Source organism: Pedobacter cryophilus, assembly GCF_005116455.1.
Taxonomy (GTDB): domain Bacteria; phylum Bacteroidota; class Bacteroidia; order Sphingobacteriales; family Sphingobacteriaceae; genus Pseudopedobacter; species Pseudopedobacter cryophilum.
In genome coordinates this window covers 258425-277637 of sequence record NZ_SWBP01000004.1, presented here as the reverse complement: position 1 = coordinate 277637, position 19213 = coordinate 258425, and the positions used below count along the sequence as shown (strand labels likewise).

Genomic DNA, 19213 nt, shown 5'->3' with positions numbered 1-19213 from the left:
TCTAATAAAATATAATTGGTATTCAATTTCTCTATCTTTTAGATGATAGCGATATACAAATATGCTTGCTTTTAAGTATTTGGAGGCGTCTGTTTATCCTTAATTAAGGGTCTAAATGTACTTTGAGGTTTTAAACGTTTTTCGTGTTAAATAATTCAAGAAAATAGGCCTGTTAATTACCTTTATAAAGGACAAGAACGGGTTCAGATTTAGCATCTGCATTTTTAGAGGAATAGGTATATTTTTTAATCAAGTTTCCTTTAGAATTAAACACTAACATTTGAGTACATGATGCTGAAATGGAATCTGTTACTTTTTTATTCGTTTTTGCATTCACATTAATAAGAACATCATCAACTTTTAGTTTTTTATGGTTGAGTTGCAGCGTATAATTAATTGGCTGAGTTTTACTCTTGTTTAATATCATAATGGCTATTCCTGATTTATCACCCATGGGGATAATCACCAAATCTTTGCTATTGTCTTGATGACTTAAATATTGCTTTTTAATGTTTTGAGCCAGCATTTGGGTATGGTAATAATTAGAGCGTTTCTCATATTTACCATTTACTAAATCAAACATACTTAAGTCTGTTCCTTCTCTATCTGCACCACCCTCTAAAATACTCCATGGGCAAATGGTAAAGGCTCCCTCTCTCATTCCTAAATCATACATTTCGGCAAATATTTGCCCGTTATGAAAGGTATAAGGTTGGTAGCGTTCTTCTAATTTTGGATCAACTATCCAATGGGTATTAAACTCTGTAATAGACCAAGTGAGTTGATTCTCTTTTGGTCTGGCTGCGTTAAATTTAGCAAGCTTCGTTTTTAGTAGTTTAACATCCGCTTCAAAGCGAGAAATATCTAAAAATTTGTAGTTATGAAAAGTAACTCCATCTAAATAATAAACATCAGTCCCTGGTATTTTACCTGTTAAATCTAAATCGCCACCTAAAAATCTATCCATGTATTTTAGGGTATAAGAAGCTAAATCAAAACCCATTACTTTAGCTTTAGGGTCGTACTTTTTTATTTGAGTACTTATTTTGGTGAAATAATCATACACATCTTCCGGAGAAGATAATTGATTTCTATGATCAGGCTCATTACCAATACTCCAAAATTTAATATTCTTTCCTTTCTCTCCATTTAAATATTTGACTGCTTCATAGGCTTTATTATCATTTCTTAATTGGCGAGGCATTTGCAAAAATGGCTCGGCACCAACAGAACGAGCGTAATCAATATATTTAATAGCTTGATTTGTTATAAAACCACTATTTTCATAACCATTTCCCCCAATTCTAATGGTTTGGTATTTTACTTGTTCAACTTCTTTTTGAACTCTAAAAATATCTCCCCTTCCCCAAGCATTTTGCCCCATTAGGTATGGACTGATTTTTATTTGAGCCGATAATGAACATACAGAAATCGCTAAAATTAAAGTTGTGATTATGAATTTAAACATCAGCTTAGTTTTTAAAAACCTTTTTTTGAGCACTTCTTAATTTATCAAACATAGCGGGTACTAACTCAAAAGGATCATAAGGAACGCCTCTCACTAAAATGGTTTCTATGGGCAAAAAGCCTTTATAATTTTGTCTTTTTAGGATTTCCATAATCTTAACATAATCTGTTTCTATCGGGTTACCAATACCAAAAGCACTTTCCTTAATTTGCCAGTTTACTGCATAAGGTACCATAGCCTCAATATCTGCATAAGGATTTTCTGTTTTAAAATTGCCTGTATCTACTATAATTCCTGCTGCTTTAGAGTTAACGCCTTTAATTACTTTTATACATTGCTCTGCTGTTTGCAACATATCTCCATGGTTTTGTATTCCGATGATAACCCCATGTTTTTCAGCAAAAGCAGCACATTCTTTGTACGATTCAATCATCCAACCAGCAACTTCATCCCATCTGTTTTCATATCCTTTTGGAATTTCGCCAGCAAATAATCTTAAAACTGGTGCGTCTAATTTTTCAGCAACTAATATCCATTCTTTTGCAAGAGCCACTCCGGCTGCCCTTACAGCAGGGTCTGGAGATGCAAAATCATTACGAATTCCTGTTCCACTAATTGTTATCCCTAATTCTTTAGCTCTATTTTTTAATTTATAGATATACTCATCTGAAGGCACTTTAGGATAGGTTGGAAAAAAATAACCAGTTGCATCTAAAGCTTCAATATTTTGGCTTTTGCACCAATCTAACAAGTTAAAAAAGGTGTACAATTGCTGATTGTCTCTTTTATCTCTTGCCATTAACAAATCATTAAAAGAATAAGCATTTAATGATAATATGATTGGTGATGGATTTTTGCCTTTTTTAGCTTTTTGAGCGAATGATGACTGACTACTTAAGAACAAGAAACATATTATGAAAATAACTCGCATGATATTTATTTTAATACTATTTATCTAAAAATTTAATGAGCTCATAAGAATGGGTATTAAGCGTTTTAATATTATCCATTAAAGGTTGATAAGGCTTAAAATCTGAATCTACAATACCCTTATTAGAATCACGATTAGAAGGATCGGTGTTTAAATTAAGTGGGTCATTATCCTGATAAGTAAACCAATTCCAGCCTACACAAGCTTTACTTTTTAACAACTCTATGGTGAAATTTTGGTAGAAATAACCACGATCTGCCTGAGTAGGAACATTCCACCCGGCACCAGTTTTATTTGGTAAGCCAGAATCCTCGCCTTTGGTGTACCATTCTGTAATTAAAAAAGGTTTGCCCGACCAGTTTGCCCAGTTAGCCATTATGGTTTGATCTGGCTCCCACTTTCTATAATGGTTTATAGAAATTATATCAATGTACTTACCTGCAACTTTAAACATTTCTGGATTGTTTAATTCTTCGGCACTTTGATTAAAACGACAACCTAAGTAAAGGTGGTTAGGATCGTATTTTTTTATAGCTGCAGTTACCTTTTTAAGATAAGTTTCAAAATAAAACCCGGTAAAAGCCAAACGATCTTCGGCAGTTACATCTGTTATAGAAGCATCTTTTCCTTTACGGTCATCTAACCATTTTTTAGCGGCAATATAACCTGCTTCGGTTTTACCTAAAAAATTTAAATGCCTATCTAAAGCATCGTTTTTCCATGGTAATTCATTATCAGTAAAATAACCCAACAGGCTTTTATCATTTGCGTATTTTGCAATTTTAGAAACTTCTTTTTCTACATAAATATCAAATTCGGGGTCAAAAACCATGGCTAAATCATAGCGGTAACCTTGCCAACCAGCTACTTCATATTTGCCTCCATAATTTTTAATATGCTGAGATTTATAGCTGCCCATTGGGCTTACAATAATGGTGTACACTAATGGATTTTGAGCTGTTCTAACCAAATCAACATCAGACCAAGCGCCTAAACCATTAAATCCGTTGTCTTTTAAATACTGACTTTCTTGTTTTAACCAGTTGCTAGTTGACCCATATTTTGTTTTTACAGCCGCTATTTGTCTTTCAGAGGTTCCCGGCCTGTAAACAGCTACACCTTTATGTATAAACGGATAACCTTCTGGGTCAACAATCCACCACCGATTCGCTCTTTTTTCTATCCTAAAAAAACCACTTCCAGCAGATTTTTCTACTTTCCAAGAGCCATAACTATTTACTTCTGGGTCTTTAGTGTAAGTAAAGCCAGGCAACCTATCAATGGTTTTTGCGGTGTAAGTACTCCAATTTGGACTATCAGCATTTGTTCTGGCTTTTACTTGGTGATAGCTCTTAGTGGGTTGCGCTATTTTAGTTTCAACTTGAGCTTTAGATTTTTTGCAAGACAGGGTTCCTATCACTAAAAACATCAAGAAAATTTGGTGTATCCTTTTCATATTAATTAGGTATTGATTGTATAATGAAGTATCTGTTTCATAAATGAACTTATTAATCTACCAGCTCAAATTTTACTTTCTGGTTATTCACCATTAAATAAAAATCACCTGCTTCTAAATGTCTTTTTCCGGTTCCATCCGGAAAACTTAAATCTCTGAGCGGGTCTATTTCAAAAACGAATTTCCTTTTTTCTCCAATTTTTAATTCCTTCTTTTCAAAGTATTTTAATTCTTTTAAAGGTCTGGTGATGGAAGCTGATGGATCTGAAACATACCATAAAACGGTTTCCTTACCCGTCATTGCACCCGAGTTGGTGATCTCAATTTCGGCAGTTAACTTTTCAGTTTTTCTAATTTTTGTATTGGATAGTTTAATATCGCCGTAAGCAAAATTGGTATAGCTTAATCCATGTCCGAACCAATATTTTGGCTGTGTGCTGATATCTTGATAACGCCCTAAAGTTGGTCGGGCTGGCTGCCTGCTATTATAGTAAACTGGAATTTGACCGGTAGTTAATGGAAAAGTAATGGCCAATTTACCTGAAGGATTTATTTTCCCCGAAATGATTTGCGCTAAAGGGGTTCCTCCGGCAATGCCTGGTTGCCATATTTCTAAAATAGCATCGGCAAGTGGCTCTAAACGAACTAATTCTAGCGGACGACCGTTAGATAAAACCAAGATTAATGGTTTGCCTGTTTTTTTTAAGGCTTCTATTAAACGTTCTTGTATAGCTGGCAAAGCAATAGATGAACGAGAGGCATTTTCTCCACTCCATTTTTTTCTTTCGCCAATACAAGCAATAATTACATCGACGTTTTTAGCGGCTTCTAATGCGGCTTCAAAACCAGATTCATCATTACCATCAAAATCACATCCTAAAGCATAATTAATATTGGCTTTATTTTTAAACTCTTTTTGCAAACCAGCGTATATGGTTTCTACAGTTGATGGAATTCCATGTTCGGCCCAAGACCCCAACATATTTACAGAGTCTTTAACCATTGGACCAATTAATGCGATTTGCTTTACATTACTATTTAATGGAAGTGTTGCATTATTATTTTTCAACAAAACCATAGATTCTTCGGCCATTTTAGCGGCAATAGCTACATCCTCTGGTTTAAAGTATCTTTCGCTTTCTGGAAGTTCTACTACATAAGGTTTATCAAACAATCCTAACTGAAACTTCAATTGCAAAACACGTTTTACCGCATCGTCAATCTTACTCATCGGAATTTTTTTCTCATTCACCAACTCAGCCAAATATTCTGTATAAAGGTTATCCACCATATCCATCTCTACACCGGCCATAAAAGATTTGTATGCGGCTTCCTTTTTATCGGCAGCAAAACCTTGAGGAATTAAATTTGCGACTGAACCCCAATCAGAAACTACAAAGCCTGTATGTTTCCATTGCTTTTTTAAAACATCAGTTAGCGTGTAGTAATTAGCTGATGCCGGAATACCGCTGATATCATTAAAACCGCTCATTAAAGTAGCTGCACCAGCTTTTACGCCAGCTTCAAACGGAGGCATAAAAGTTTCCCAAAGTGTTTGTGGCGATACATCACTTGAGTGATAATCTCTACCACCTTCTGATAAACTGTAACCAATATAATGTTTTAAACAGGCCGCAATTGAGTAAGGATCTGCTAAACTTTTTCCTTGATATCCTTTAACAGATGCCGCAGAAAACACCGAATTTAGATAAGTATCTTCCCCATAACCTTCGGCAACCCTGCCCCAACGGGCGTCTCTTGCCACATCTACCATGGGAGAAAAAGTCCAATCTAAACCAGATAATTTTGATTCTTTTGCTGCAACTGCGCAAGCTTGAGTGGCTAAATCTGGGTTAAACGAACAAGCTTGGGCTAAGGGAATTGGATAAACTGTGCGGCAGCCATGTATAATATCAAAACCCATTAACATGGGAATTCCTAAGCGAGATTCTTCTATTGCTTTTCTTTGAACCTGATTTCTAAAAACAGGATTTACACTTTGAAAAATAAGGGAACCAATCTCTGGTCTAACCGCTCTTTTTTTTTCTTCAATGTTATTCACATTGGTATTTCTACCATAAGCCCATTGGTTGAGTTGAAGTACCTTTTCTTCCAAAGTCATTCTTTGAATAAGGTCTTCAACACGTTTATCTATTGATAAATTTTTATTCTTATAATCTGGAATTTTCTGAGCAAAAGCCTGTACCGAAAACCAAAATACACATGATGATAAAAAAAGTAATTTCATTTTTATGGGTTCAATCTTATTTATTTTATAATGGTAAAATCTTTTTCTAACCTGATATCTTCTGATGAAGAACCAATTTTTACTTTAAAAACACCTGGTTCTACCACCCAGTTCATGTCTTTATCTAATAATTCTAAATCTTTGGGCTGAAGAATGAATTTCACTGTTTTTGTTTCACCAGGGTTAATCATTACTCTTTCAAAACCTCTTAAAACAGATTCATAAGTAGTTACACTGGTAAGCATATCTTTTAAATAAAGTTGCACCACTTCATCTCCCTTCATTTTACCAGTATTGGTTACTTCTACCGTAACTTCAATATTTCCTTGCCCAAATTGTTTTTCGGGCGTTACTGTTAAATTCTTGTAAGCAAATGTGGTATAGCTCAAACCGTAACCAAAAGGAAAAAGTGCCCCTACTACTGCTGTATTGCCAAATCCGTTTGGACCATCACCCGGCTGCCCGTTGTGCGAACCTTTTTTGTAAGGGAAATTCAATTCTATTTGTCCGGTTGTTTTTGGAAAAGTTACTGATAGTTTGCCTCCCGGGTTGTAATCTCCAAACAAAGCTTCCGCAATTATTTTTCCTCCCTGCGGACCAGGAAACCATGCTTCTAAAATGGAAGAAACGTATCTGTTTTCCCAATTAATAGTTAAAGGCTGCCCATTAATTAAAACCAAAACAACTGGTTTTCCTGTTGCTTTTAAAGCTTGTATTAACTGAAATTGTCTTCCGGGTAAACCCAAACCTGTTCTTGATAAGCTTTCGCCTACCCTTTTTTCATCTTCACCAACTACGGCAATAATTACATCTGCATTTTTTGCTTGTGCTACTGCTTCATCAATAGAAACTTGTTCATTTGCGGTTAAAGGTGTTGGGATAATTTCACTCTCGGGCCAGGTAGCATCTACAATATCACAACCTTTAGCATAGCTGATGTTAAAAGTATTGCCTGCATAATTTTTTATTCCCTGTAAAACGGAAGTTACTTTATTGTTAGAAGGCCCATAACGGCTCAACTGGTAGTTGGTTACCTCAGCAAGCGGACCGGTAACAAATATATTTTTGATTTTATTTTTATCAAGCGGAAGGGTGTTGTTCTCATTTTTTAACAACACTAAAGATTCTCTGTTTAACTGAGTAACAAAAGCTTCATCATCAGCAGTATGAACTATTTTATCAGCTGCTTTTGGATCTTTAACATAAGGTTGATCAAACAAACCTAATCTGAATTTTATTCTTAATACATCTCCTACTCTACTATCTAAAGTCTGCATAGATACTTTACCTTCTTTAACTAATTCTCTTAAAGGCAAAATAAAATCTGAAGGAGGCGTAAAATTGGTACGTACATTTAAACCGGCTTCAATAGCCAACCTTACGGCTTCTTTATAATCTTGAGCTACGTGATGTTTGGTTAACAAAAACTCTACCGCTTCACTATCTGAAACCACATAACCTTTAAAACCATATTCTTTTCTTAAAAGATCAGTCAAAAAATATTTGCTTCCGGTTACAGGTAATCCATCCCAATCATTATAACTACTCATTATTCCCATTACGCCGGCTTCTTGTATTACTCTTTTAAAAGGATACAAATGCAGTTCATGTAATTCTTTTGGGGCAATGTGCGGATCAGTTCTGGCATTTCCATCTCTTCCGCCTTTAGGCATACTGTAAGCCGCAAAATGCTTTAAAGTAGAAGCTATTCCGTTTTCCTGAATTCCTAAAACCATTTGCTTGCCCATTTCTGCCACCAAAAAAGGATCTTCGCCGTAAGTTTCTACTACTCTACCCCATCTTGGGTCGCGGGCTAAATCTAAAATAGGCGCATAAATATTGGTATAACCCAAAGCTTTACCTTCTCTACCTACCATTAAACCTGCTTTGTACACCATTTCTTTGTTCCAGGTACTACCAATATTAATTGGAGAAGGCAGTGGCGTTGCTCTATCATGATTTAAACCATGTATTCCTTCATTGGTAAAATCTACCGGAATACCCATTCTTGTTTCTTCTACAAACCATTTCTGTATCTGATTAATGGCATCAGCATGTTTACTAAAAGGAAAGGAATATTGAGAAGTAACTTTTGGGTGAAATGGCAAACTATTTAATTGCTCATCTATGTTAGCGATACCGTCTTTCCAAATTTCATTTTTCCACTTTGCTGTGGGTAATTCATCTTTTAAAACCCTTCCGTAACCGTATAAAGTAGCTGTTTGGTTGGTTTTTTCTTCTAATGTCATTAACGACAATAAGTTTTCTACTCTCCTATCTATAGTTTGTGTGGGATCTTCAAATACATCTTTTATACCATTTTTATTAAAATCAATCCACTGACCATGATAAATTGTGGCTGCTTTTTTTTGAGCAAAAAGAGGATTCACCAATAATGTGCATCCTAAAAGGAAAGTTGATTTTTTGAACAATTGAAATTTTAAAAACATGTATCGGAATTAAAAAAAATCTCTAACTACTTCATGCAGTTAGAGATATGGTATGGCTATTATTGATTGATAAATTTCTTGCTGATGGTTTCAACCGGAGTTCTTAAGGTAGTTACAAAAACGCCGTTGCCTAATTGCAATGGTAAATTAAATGAATTATATCCTTTATTTAAAGAAATAGATTTGTTTAAAAGCTCACGACCAGAAATATCAAAGATTTTGAAATCTGCTGTGGTTGAATTTGCAGAGAATATAGAAACGCCAACTTCATTAGTGTTCTTGTTTGCATAAACCGTTAATTCTGTGGTTTTAATACCAGATTCTATCGCTTTCACATCCGATTTTGAAGATTTACCATCAAAATCAACCTGATTTAACTGATAATAATTGGTTCCTCCTAATGGGTTTTGATCTAAAAATGTATAATCAACTTTTGCATCAGAATTTCCTTTTCCAGCTACTTTTCCAATGTTCAGGAATTTTTTTCCATCTATAGAACGTAAAATATCAAAATGAGAATTGTTTTTTTCTGAAGCAGTAGTCCAATTTAATTGAATAGCATCACCTTGTTTTTGACCTCCAAAAGAGGTTAATGAAACTGGCAAAACGCCTGTTCCTACAGCTGCACTACCTTGAGGAGCCATAGTTACGCTTCTAAAAACTGTACCAGCTGGTGCGGTAGCTAAAGTAGTTAAAGCGCTAGTAGTTGGTGTAGATGGATTAGTGGTTGGTGTAACATAAGTATCTGTAAAAGTTAATAATTTAGAGCTTACAACTCCTGCTCCAGAATCTCCCCATGTAGTAACATATAACTTTATCACTGTATTGGCACCAACTACAGTAGAAACACCAGTAATACTTTTTGCTAAATCTGTTTGAGGAGAACTAGAAATTGCTGTTCCTAAAGTTAACCACGTATCACCAGCTGAATTGGTATTATATCTTCTAATCGTATTACCTGTTGTAGAGCCATCATCTATGGTGTAAATAAGTATTCTATTTCCTATAGGAAATGCAACAATTTGATTAGTAGTTGGATTAACACCTGTTGAAACCGAACTCATAATTTTTGTTTGAAATGCTGCTGCTGATGTTGGTAGAGGTGATTGAAAAGCTAATTTATCACTAGCCCCTGTTGGTGCATATAAATTATCATTAAAAATGCCTAAGGTTCTTGGCGAATTTTGAGTAGATGTATTAACTTGTATAGAAGTAGTGGCACCTAAAGTTGCATATTGAACTCCATTTTGAAATCCGTTTGCCCAAATATTATTGCCATCAACTACTGCTGAACGGGGAGCTCCCAAACCAACTGTTGCAGCATTAGAGAGCGTTGTTGTTGTATTTATTTTTCCATCTGCAGAAATAACGCCTACTACTAATCCATCAGCTGTAGTTGGAACCGTAGCGCCTACTGCGGCATTGTATCCAAAAATGGTAATGTACTTTCCATCCTGAGAAAGAGTTGACATTCCTTCTTGTTGATATAATCCGGAACCTAACTTAAGTAATCCAGTTAACCCTTTATTTAAACCATTAGTAACAGACGGAACACCATGTGTTTTTACTAGCACACCTGCAGCAGTATATTCATCTAAAAAAGTTGGCGCTAATTGACCGTTGGTATAAGTACCTCCATCACCATAACGGTAAACCACTACATTTCCAGCGGTAAATTGAGCTAATGCCACAAAGCTACTAGCCACTAAGCTTGCACAAATAAATAGTAATTTTTTTTTCATGTTTAATTTTTTAAAGTTTATAATCTGGTTTCTAATTGTTTTTAAAACTTTTGGAGGCTTTAAAAACAGTTTAATAATGACCGCAATTGGTTAACGATTTACCAAATATGATGAGTAAGCTTTAAAAACGGGGCGTCTATATGTGCGCAATTAAGGGTCTAAATGTATTATTTAGGCTTATTTGATAGGTTTTTAGAATAAACCGACTTGTTAAAGAAGATTTGAACAATTTTTAACTTTTAAAAAATAGATATCCATTTTTTAAAATGATGATTTATAGAATTCTAGTTGGCTTTACAAGGCTTTGTAAAATGAGGAATCATTTTTAATTAATAAATCTCGGTTCAAATGAACCGAGATTTATTAAGCTTTTATTTTGAAGCTTTTGTTTGATTAAACGTTTTAGATACGCTATCGTAATAATCTTTTAGGGTAAAAAATGCTTTCTTTTTCTTACCAGTTTCTGAGATCAAACCTTTTCTATTCCAAAATTCTTGGTAAATAGGATGCGGTCTTCTGGGTGATCTAAAATCAACTAAAATCCAAGGGGTCATCCCTCTTAGGCCATCAATACCGCCAAGTATTTTAAACTGATTTTGGTATAAAGATTCCTGATATTCTTCAGAATAACGAGTATCTGCATCAGCATGAAAACCTGCCAAAGCATCGCCACCAAACTCGGTAACCACTACTGGTTTTTGATATTTAATATCGAAAAAATATTTTGTGATTTCTTTAGGTGTGCCTCCCCAGTACCAACCCGCATATTCATTAAAACTTGCTAGATCTAATTTTTCTCCCAATACATCATCCACAATTACTCTATTTCCATCACGATGTAATTCTAATGCTGCCGCAACTAAACGGGTATTATCTAATGAACGAGCATGATCTACTAAATTTCCCATAAATTTATGACGAGGATCACTCAATGGTGTTTCATTTCCTACCGACCATATAATTACACTTGCTCTGTTTTTATCACGAGTAATTAAATCACCCAATTGGCTTTGTGCATTTTTGTAGGTATCGGGATTTGTCCAGGCAATGGTCCAATAAACAGGCACTTCTGCCCAAACTAATAAGCCCATTTCATCAGCCAAACGCATCATTTCTTCATTATGAGGATAATGTGCCAAGCGTACAAAATTACAATTGAGTTCTTTTGCCCAAGTTAAAAGCATTCTTAAATCTCCTTCTGATCGTGGCCTGCCTGAGATTAAAGGATTTTCATCATGCATGGAAATTCCTCTTAAAAAAATGGATTTTCCGTTTAATAAAATATCTTTTCCACTGGTTACAATGGTTCTAAAACCTATTTTATCATTTACTGCATCTGTTTCGCTGGCAATTTGTACCTCATAAAGTTTTGGATTTTCTGGTGACCAATAACTTAATTTTTTAACAGGAGTTTTAATTAATGCATAACCATTTTCATCTGTAGCAACAGAAAACTTTAAAGCCAACTCCGGAATGTTTACCGTTACTTTCTGAGCTTTTTTAGCTCCGTTTAACTGCACATAGCCTTCTATTAAATTTTGATTGCCTTTTGCCAATTGAACTTTATAATCATGAATATAAGTTTCTGGTAATTCGGCTAAAAAAACATCTCTAGTAAGGCCCCCGTAATTCCACCAATCGGTACTATTGGTAGGTATTTCTTCTTTTTTACGGGTATTATCTACTTTAACTACTACTGAGTTTTCTCCGGCCTTTAATAAATTAGTGACTTCAAACTGAAAGGGAGTAAACCCACCTTTATGCATCCCTAATTTTTTACCGTTGAGGTAAACATGGGCTTCATAATTGGCTGCTGCAAAATATAATACATAACGCTTTCCGCTGATAGGTTTGGCCGTAAACAGTTTACGATACCAAACTGTACCTTCATAAAGTGACAGTTTTTCTTCTTGGGAATTCCAATCAGCAGGAACTTTTAAAGTTGGCGAATGGTCAAAATCGTACTCAATTAATTCCGACTTATTTACATTTCTTTTATCATCATAATAGCCACCGGTTTTAGATTTTGACTGATCATAGGCTTCTCGTCTGTAATCATAAAAACCGTTTTCGTAGGGATCAACAATATAATTCCATCTGCCGTTGAGGCTTAAATTATTTCTTGAACTAATATTTTGGATTAAGGCTTCTTGTGAAAACCCAGTATCGGCATACATCAAAAAACATAGAAAAATAAAAACTACTCTCTTCATAAAATAAATTTTGGTTGCAAACAACCTATTAGAACATTAGGTAAAACAGTTAATAATTAGGCTAATTTGCATTATTTATACTGTTGAATCATAATAAAAATTGGCGGCGCAGAAAATAATTTCCACACCACCAATTTAATTTATTGTTTAAGCTGTGTATCAAAAGATAAAATTATCTAATCTGTAACAGCTTTAAAAATCATATTACCAATCCGTATTTTGTACTAAAGCTGGTTGTCTGTTTATATCACTTTGTGAAAAAGGATAAAAATAATTTTTGTTAGTAAACACTCTACTTTCTACCTGAAATCTGGTGTAAGTTAAAGTTCCGCCATTATTAGTGATTCTCATTCCGGTTACAGGCTTGTTAAAAAACTCTTCTCCTTTTTTCCAACGGCGAACATCAAAGAAACGATGACCTTCAAAACTTAATTCTACTCTTCTCTCGTTTTGAATAATGATTCTCATATCATCTTTAAGTAATAATGGAGCGCCAGCTACCATTAATGGTAAGTTAACGCCCGTTCTTCTTCTTACTTCATTTAGGTATTTATAAACATCAGCAACCGGACCTTGTGCTTCATTTAATGCTTCGGCATAATTCAATAAAGTTTCTGCATATCTAAAAATCACCCAAGGACGACGAACAGAATTATTAGTTGCCTGATTCCAAGTAACTGCTTCACTTAAAAACTTACGCATGTAATAGCCAGTTTTAGTAGCATTTGCATTTCTATCTAATCCATCTTTTCCGCCTACATAAGTTTGTACAGCTACACCTTTAAATACTCTACCATTGTGATTGATTATTAAACCTAAACGAGGATCACGATTAGCATAAGGATTTGCTGGGTTATAGCCCGATGTTGCATCAGTAATGGGCTTTCCGTTTGCCATTCCAAATGCATCAACTAACTCTTGAGTAGGGTTGGTTCTGCCGTTAGCTCCATCATAACTAATAGGCGCATTATTAGTTTCAAGATCATTTCTACTATTGGCTCTGGTAGCAAAAATCACTTCGTTATTATAAGGTGACGCATTAAAATTAAACACATTCACATAATTGTTAAATATCTGGTGTTTATTTCTATCTATTATAGCTTTGGCTGCATCAGCCGCTTTTTGCCATTTAGCTAAATCAGTAACAGGGGTATTTAACAAACTAGCATCATATAATAATAACCTAGATTTTAAAGATAAAGCCGCTGTTTGAGTGGCTCTACCTCGGTTAGAAACACTCCAAGACTGAGTCCATTCTGGCAAAAGAGAAACAGCCGAATCACAGTCTAGAACTATTTGCGCTACACATTCTTGATAAGTGTTTTTAGGTAAATTTAAATCTTCTAACCTATCAAAAACTCTGTTTGCTATTGGAAAAGAGCCATAGCGTTTGTATAACTCAAAATGAAACATTGCTCTTAAAAAGTAAGCTTCCCCACGTAAGCGGGCTTTATCAGCAATAACAGACAATCCATCTTGAGGATCTATATTTGCCGTTGGGATATTTAATAAGAATAAGTTCACTTTTCTTAATGCTTCATACATATTGCCATAAACATTATCTACCGTACGGGTAGGGCTCCAAGTACCATTATTAAAAGTGTTAATAGATGAATTTAAGTTAGAATTAACGGCTTCATCTGAGCCAGAAGCTCTTAATGCTCCTCCGCCATCCATAGAATACTCTTCCGGAATATCTGCGTAAGCATTATTTAATATTCCACGAGCATAAGCATTAGTAGCCCAAATTTGTGCATTTGTAATATCTCCTTCTGTTACAGAACCATCTTGCAAATATTTATCCTTTTCGCATCCCATTATAAAGAGGGCAAATAGTAATGTGTATATTTTATAGTTTCTTATTTTCATGATTTTTTAGCTTAAAATTTCTTAATCGTCTAATTAAAACTTAAGGTTTACACCGGCTGAAAAAGTGGTGATGTATGGATAATCAGAATTAAATCCTGCTGTTGGAATTTCAGGATCTATTCCTAATTCACTTACCTTGCTAAATGTTAACAAGTTAAATCCGCTTACATAAAATCTCATTGCATTTACTTTTAGTTTTTTAACCGCACTAGAAGACAATGAATAACCCACTTCTAAATTTTTCAATTTCAGAAAATCGCCAGAACGTAACCAAAAATCAGAATTTTGGGTATTGTTGCCTCTGTTGTTTAAAGCAATTAAAGGGTATTTAGCTGTTGCGGCTGTTGCTGGAGTCCAACTTTCTGTACTAAACTGATTCACATAATTTGCTGATGCGCTAGTAGAATTAATTAAGTTATTGATTTGGATGGTTCTACCTGCTACCCCTTGAAATTGAACCGATAAATCAAAATTTGAATATTTAACATTTGTACCAAAACCATAATAAGTATCTGGCACATCTGAATAATTTGTGTTTATAAAATCTAGGTTATCAATTATATTATCGTTGTTTTGATCTTTGTAACGGATATCACCTGGGCGTACCAAACCAGAAAATCTTTGTACTGGAGCTGCATCAATTTCTGCTTGAGTTTGAAAAAGGCCATCAGAAACTAAAAATCTACGGATAAAATCTCCTCCTTGTATTACGCTTCCAATTTGAAATCCTTTTTGGCTTTGATATGCTGGCAAACCAATTTCTTCACTAATAGAAATGATTTTACTTTTAGATTTTGTGAAATTTCCATTGATGCCAACAGTTACTTTATTAAAAGTTTTGTTGTAACCCATAGCCATTTCAAAACCTTTATACTGAGCCTCCCCGTTGTTGATAAGAGATACAGACTGGCCAATAATACTTGGTAAAATATCAGTAGTTAAAAGGTTGGTTCTGTTTTCATGAAAAAGATCAAAAGCTAATTGTAAAGATTGATTAAAAAATTGCCCATCAAAGCCTATGCTTGCTTTTTTAGCTTTCTCCCATGTTAAATTAGGGTTACCCAAGGTAAGTTCTGCCGAGCCATTAGCAGCACCAAAGCTTGTTCCAAAATTATAACCGCCACTACTTCTGGTAAAATAATTATTAAATGAAAAACGATTGGCAAATAAATCATCATTTCCTACTATGCCATAAGAACCACGTAGTTTAAAATAATTAACCGCTTTCACTTTGTTTAAGAAATTTTCTTCTGATAAAATCCAACCGGCAGAAACTGCTGGGAAAACTCCGTAACGTTTGCCTGGTGCAAAATTCTCTGAACCTGCATAAGCCGCAACAACATCAGCAAAATAGCGATTGTTAAAACTGTAAGATAAACGGTTGGTGATGGCTTGTCTTTTATAATCTAGTCTACCTGGTGCTGCATTAACAGATCTTAATAATCTAGTAGAAAATTTTACATCGTGTAAACCAAACGTACGGTCATAATCTAAACCTGCCCAAAACTCGTTTCCTCTTACATTGTTATTAAAATCACTGCTTTTATATTGTAAAGGTGTGCTGTTACCAAATCTCTCAAAAGTTCCACCACCTGTAGAAGAATAAATTTCATAGTTTTGGTTAAACCCATAAGTATAAGCACTGGTAATATCATAGGTATAAAATGCATTAGCAGATAAGCCTTTTAAAATAAAATCTAACTTATGCTTCACATCTACGGTAGCTAATAAAGTACGAGAAAGATCATTATTATTTCCGTTAGCAGTTAACATGGCTAATGGATTATTTCTAAATAAAGAGCTGCCTCCAAATGTTCCGTCTTGATTTAAAAGTGGGAAAGCATTTGATGGAGTGTTATAAATAGTGTTTAAAAAAGTTCCGTTGCCTGCGGTATTATACTGCAAGTTTTCTACCCTGCCGCCTACATCTAGTTTAACATCTAAACTTTTATTGATATGAAGATCAAGATTGGTTCTAAAATTATATCTTTTGTAATTTGAATTGGTGTTATAATCTGGCGTTTCTGCACCTCTATATAAACCATCTTGTTTAAACAAACTCACTAAAGTAAAATAACGAGCAAAAGCATTACCTCCACTTACGGTAGCCACATATCTTTGAACTGGGGCCACATCTTTAATAAAACGGTCAACAAAATTATTACTAGGATAGTTCACCAAATCTGAACCAGATTGATAAGCATCTAATGCTGTTTGATCATAAACAAGTGGTAAACCACTATTTAAAGCATGTTGATTAGACTGATTAGCAAATTGAAAAGAATTTAATGGGCTTGTAATATTAATAGGAGTTTGTGCACCACCCTGAGCATCAAAAGTAACTTTGGTTTTTACCGCATCACCACGTTTTGTAGTTACATAAACTACTCCGTTTGCAGCACTCATTCCATACCAAGATAAAGAAGCCGCATCTTTTAATACGCTTATTCCTTCTATCTCATTCAAATCCATATTTACAAAATCTCGTTCTACTCCATCTACCAATACCAAAGGTGCCTGACCGCTGTTATAAGATGACCTTCCTCTAATTAAGAAAGAGGCATCATCTGTACCGGGGCGAGTACCGCTTTGTTTGATATAAAGACCTGGTAACCTCCCAGATAATGAGTTAGTTAATGTTGAAAGTGGTAACTGAGGCAATTCACTGCCTTTTATGGTGCTTATGGATGCAGAAACTGAACGCTTTTTTCTGATTCCGAATGGGATATAAACATCGTCATCATCACCAGCATCAATTAAACTTAATGTTAAAACAACCACAGCACCATCTAATTCTAAAGCGGGCTTTTGAACTAAATTATAACCTTGCTTTTTAAAGTAAATAACATCATTACCGGTTACACTTATTGAAAACTTACCGTCTTTAGCAGTTAAATTGTTTGATGCTTTTTCTTGAATAAAAATACTTACCCCTTCTACTGCATTTCCTTGATTATCTTTTACTGTACCAGATATAGTGACTTTGCTATCTGGCTCTTGCGCTTTACTACTTAATGCAGAGAGTGCTAGCATTAAGAATATATATATTTTAAGTGTTGATTTCATGTTTCTAGAATTAATGATTAATTATTTGAACGAAGCATAAGCTTTATTCCCAACCCGTATTTTGAATCAATTTTCCTTTACTTTTAAATACTTCATTACGAGGAATTGGATAACGATGCATATAATCTAGAAAAACCTTTTGCATAGCTATTGGTAATAACACTTTAGTGTAGGTAAAGCTTCCGTTGGTGTTTTTTACTACATCCATTCCATACATAGGTTTTGCAACTATTTCTGGCCCCACTTTCCATCTCTGAATATCATACCATCTGGCATCTTCAAAAGCTAATTCTACTGCTCTTTCATTTCTAATTCTAATTCTAAAATCGTCTTTATTATTGGCTATATAACCTGCTCCGCTTGCATTGGTAGTTTGAAAAACCGGCATCCCGGCTCTGGTTCTAATTAAGTTTAAAGCATTTAAAATGCTCGCATCCGGACCAGAAAATTCATTTTGAGCTTCAGCATAATTCAATAAAATCTCGGCATATCTGAAATAGATATAATTAAGCAAAGCTCTATTATTTGGTAAGCTTCTCACATAAGGTTCTGGCCATAATTTACGGCAGTAATACCTTGTTGCGGTATAATTAGGATTATTTTCTCTGTAATCTTTTCCAAAAGTTTTTACGCCGGTAGAAGAGGTTTGAGACCAAGTTTCTATTTTTACCCCAACTCCTTGCCACTGTACATCATTATAAAGTACGTTTGCTTTTAATCTTGGATCTCTATCAACATAAGGCTTGGTAGCGTCATAACCAGAAAGAGGATCTGTTATTGGTCTGCCGGTAGTTAACATATCATATAAATCCACATGGTTTTGGGTTGGATTTAACTGACCTTGTGCGCCTCCAGAACCTGGTGACATTACAAAATCTAACATCATTCCGTCTGGAGCTCTGGGGCCTCTCACTTTGGTCATAATGTATTCTGTTGATGTGGGTACATTAAGAATATCTTCATAAGTTGATTGTAAAGAATATTCATTTAAGTCCATCACCGCTTTGGCTGCATCGGCAGCAAGCTTCCATTTATTTAAATCATTAGTTTCGTTATTTAGTTTACTTGCTGCATATAATAACAGTCTTGATCTTAATGCTTTTGATGCTCCTACAGTTGCTCTTCCGTTATTAATGGCAAGAGTTGCATTATAATTGAGTGGCAATAAAGCATCGGCAGCATCTAAATCTTTCAAAATAAAATCTACACATTCTTGATAAGAATTTCTAGGGAAATCATTCTCTCCGTTAGCTTCTAAACGTTGGTCTATTAGCACCACGCCGCCAAATCTTTTAATCAATTCAAAATAAAGTAAGGCTCTAACAAAATGCATTTCGCCTTCTACTCTATCTCTAGGACTATTAATGGCTGGCCAGTTTACGCCGTCTATTTTAGATAGCATCACATTTGCAATTCTAATCCCTGCATAAGATCTGGCATATACATAAGAAATATCATTGGTGCCAAAATTATCTGAGTGGGCATGGTAGGTTCCTTGTGTTAAGGTATTGATAGACCCTTCGTTATTACCTGTAACTGCTTCATCTGCAGCTTGGCCAGTAATTCCTCTATGAGTATTAAAACGGGCATAATCATTTACTAAAAAATTATAAGCGTTATCTGCATATTGAACCGCAAGAATTGGGTCTGAGAATACTTTCTCCTCAGGTAAATTTACACTGGGTGCTTTATCTAAAAAATCTTTTTTACAAGATGCAGCCAAAAAAACTACTGCAGTTAAAAAAATAATTTGTTTTATCGTTTTCATGA

Annotated in this window: 10 protein-coding genes; all 10 read right to left on the bottom strand. The window is 34.8% G+C overall.

Annotated elements, in window-relative coordinates; all coding sequences use genetic code 11:
* Positions 1-172 precede the first annotated feature (172 nt).
* Positions 173-1468 carry a glycoside hydrolase family protein gene (locus FA046_RS12645; protein ID WP_136826883.1) on the bottom strand — a complete coding sequence of 432 codons (1296 nt, stop codon included), beginning with the start codon at positions 1466-1468 and terminating at the stop codon, positions 173-175.
* Positions 1469-1472: 4 nt separating this feature from the next.
* Complete coding sequence (locus tag FA046_RS12640; RefSeq protein ID WP_136826882.1) at positions 1473-2399, bottom strand: sugar phosphate isomerase/epimerase family protein; 927 nt, start codon at positions 2397-2399, stop codon at positions 1473-1475.
* Between the two features lie 16 nt (positions 2400-2415).
* Positions 2416-3855, bottom strand: a complete 1440-nt coding sequence (locus tag FA046_RS12635; RefSeq protein ID WP_205943650.1) for a hypothetical protein — start codon at positions 3853-3855, stop codon at positions 2416-2418.
* 52 nt (positions 3856-3907) lie between these two features.
* Positions 3908-6103, bottom strand: coding sequence for a glycoside hydrolase family 3 N-terminal domain-containing protein (locus FA046_RS12630; protein ID WP_136826881.1), 2196 nt, complete (start codon positions 6101-6103; stop codon positions 3908-3910).
* Positions 6104-6123: 20 nt separating this feature from the next.
* Positions 6124-8553: a glycoside hydrolase family 3 N-terminal domain-containing protein gene (locus FA046_RS12625; RefSeq protein ID WP_136826880.1), complete on the bottom strand. Its 2430-nt coding sequence runs from the start codon at positions 8551-8553 to the stop codon at positions 6124-6126.
* Positions 8554-8612: 59 nt separating this feature from the next.
* On the bottom strand, positions 8613-10295 hold the full coding sequence (locus FA046_RS12620; RefSeq protein WP_136826879.1) for a T9SS type A sorting domain-containing protein: 1683 nt from the start codon (positions 10293-10295) through the stop codon (positions 8613-8615).
* 371 nt (positions 10296-10666) lie between these two features.
* Complete coding sequence (locus FA046_RS12615) at positions 10667-12508, bottom strand: glycoside hydrolase family 2 protein (protein ID WP_136826878.1); 1842 nt, start codon at positions 12506-12508, stop codon at positions 10667-10669.
* 204 nt (positions 12509-12712) lie between these two features.
* Entirely contained in the window at positions 12713-14377 is a 1665-nt protein-coding gene (locus tag FA046_RS12610; RefSeq protein ID WP_136826877.1) for a RagB/SusD family nutrient uptake outer membrane protein, read from the bottom strand.
* Positions 14378-14410: 33 nt separating this feature from the next.
* On the bottom strand, positions 14411-17410 hold the full coding sequence (locus FA046_RS12605) for a SusC/RagA family TonB-linked outer membrane protein (RefSeq protein WP_169303368.1): 3000 nt from the start codon (positions 17408-17410) through the stop codon (positions 14411-14413).
* A 76-nt stretch (positions 17411-17486) separates the two neighbouring features.
* A complete protein-coding gene (locus FA046_RS12600; RefSeq protein WP_136826875.1) occupies positions 17487-19211 on the bottom strand; it encodes a RagB/SusD family nutrient uptake outer membrane protein in 1725 nt (574 codons plus the stop codon).
* Positions 19212-19213 lie beyond the last annotated feature (2 nt).

Coding starts and splice junctions, on each gene's coding strand:
- FA046_RS12640 (WP_136826882.1), bottom strand. CDS start 2,399: ATGCGAGTTATTTTCATAATATGTTTCTTGTTCTTAAGTAGTCAGTCA.
- FA046_RS12600 (WP_136826875.1), bottom strand. CDS start 19,211: ATGAAAACGATAAAACAAATTATTTTTTTAACTGCAGTAGTTTTTTTG.
- FA046_RS12605 (WP_169303368.1), bottom strand. CDS start 17,410: ATGCTAGCACTCTCTGCATTAAGTAGTAAAGCGCAAGAGCCAGATAGC.
- FA046_RS12625 (WP_136826880.1), bottom strand. CDS start 8,553: ATGTTTTTAAAATTTCAATTGTTCAAAAAATCAACTTTCCTTTTAGGA.
- FA046_RS12630 (WP_136826881.1), bottom strand. CDS start 6,103: ATGAAATTACTTTTTTTATCATCATGTGTATTTTGGTTTTCGGTACAG.
- FA046_RS12615 (WP_136826878.1), bottom strand. CDS start 12,508: ATGAAGAGAGTAGTTTTTATTTTTCTATGTTTTTTGATGTATGCCGAT.
- FA046_RS12610 (WP_136826877.1), bottom strand. CDS start 14,377: ATGAAAATAAGAAACTATAAAATATACACATTACTATTTGCCCTCTTT.
- FA046_RS12635 (WP_205943650.1), bottom strand. CDS start 3,855: ATGAAAAGGATACACCAAATTTTCTTGATGTTTTTAGTGATAGGAACC.
- FA046_RS12620 (WP_136826879.1), bottom strand. CDS start 10,295: ATGAAAAAAAAATTACTATTTATTTGTGCAAGCTTAGTGGCTAGTAGC.
- FA046_RS12645 (WP_136826883.1), bottom strand. CDS start 1,468: ATGTTTAAATTCATAATCACAACTTTAATTTTAGCGATTTCTGTATGT.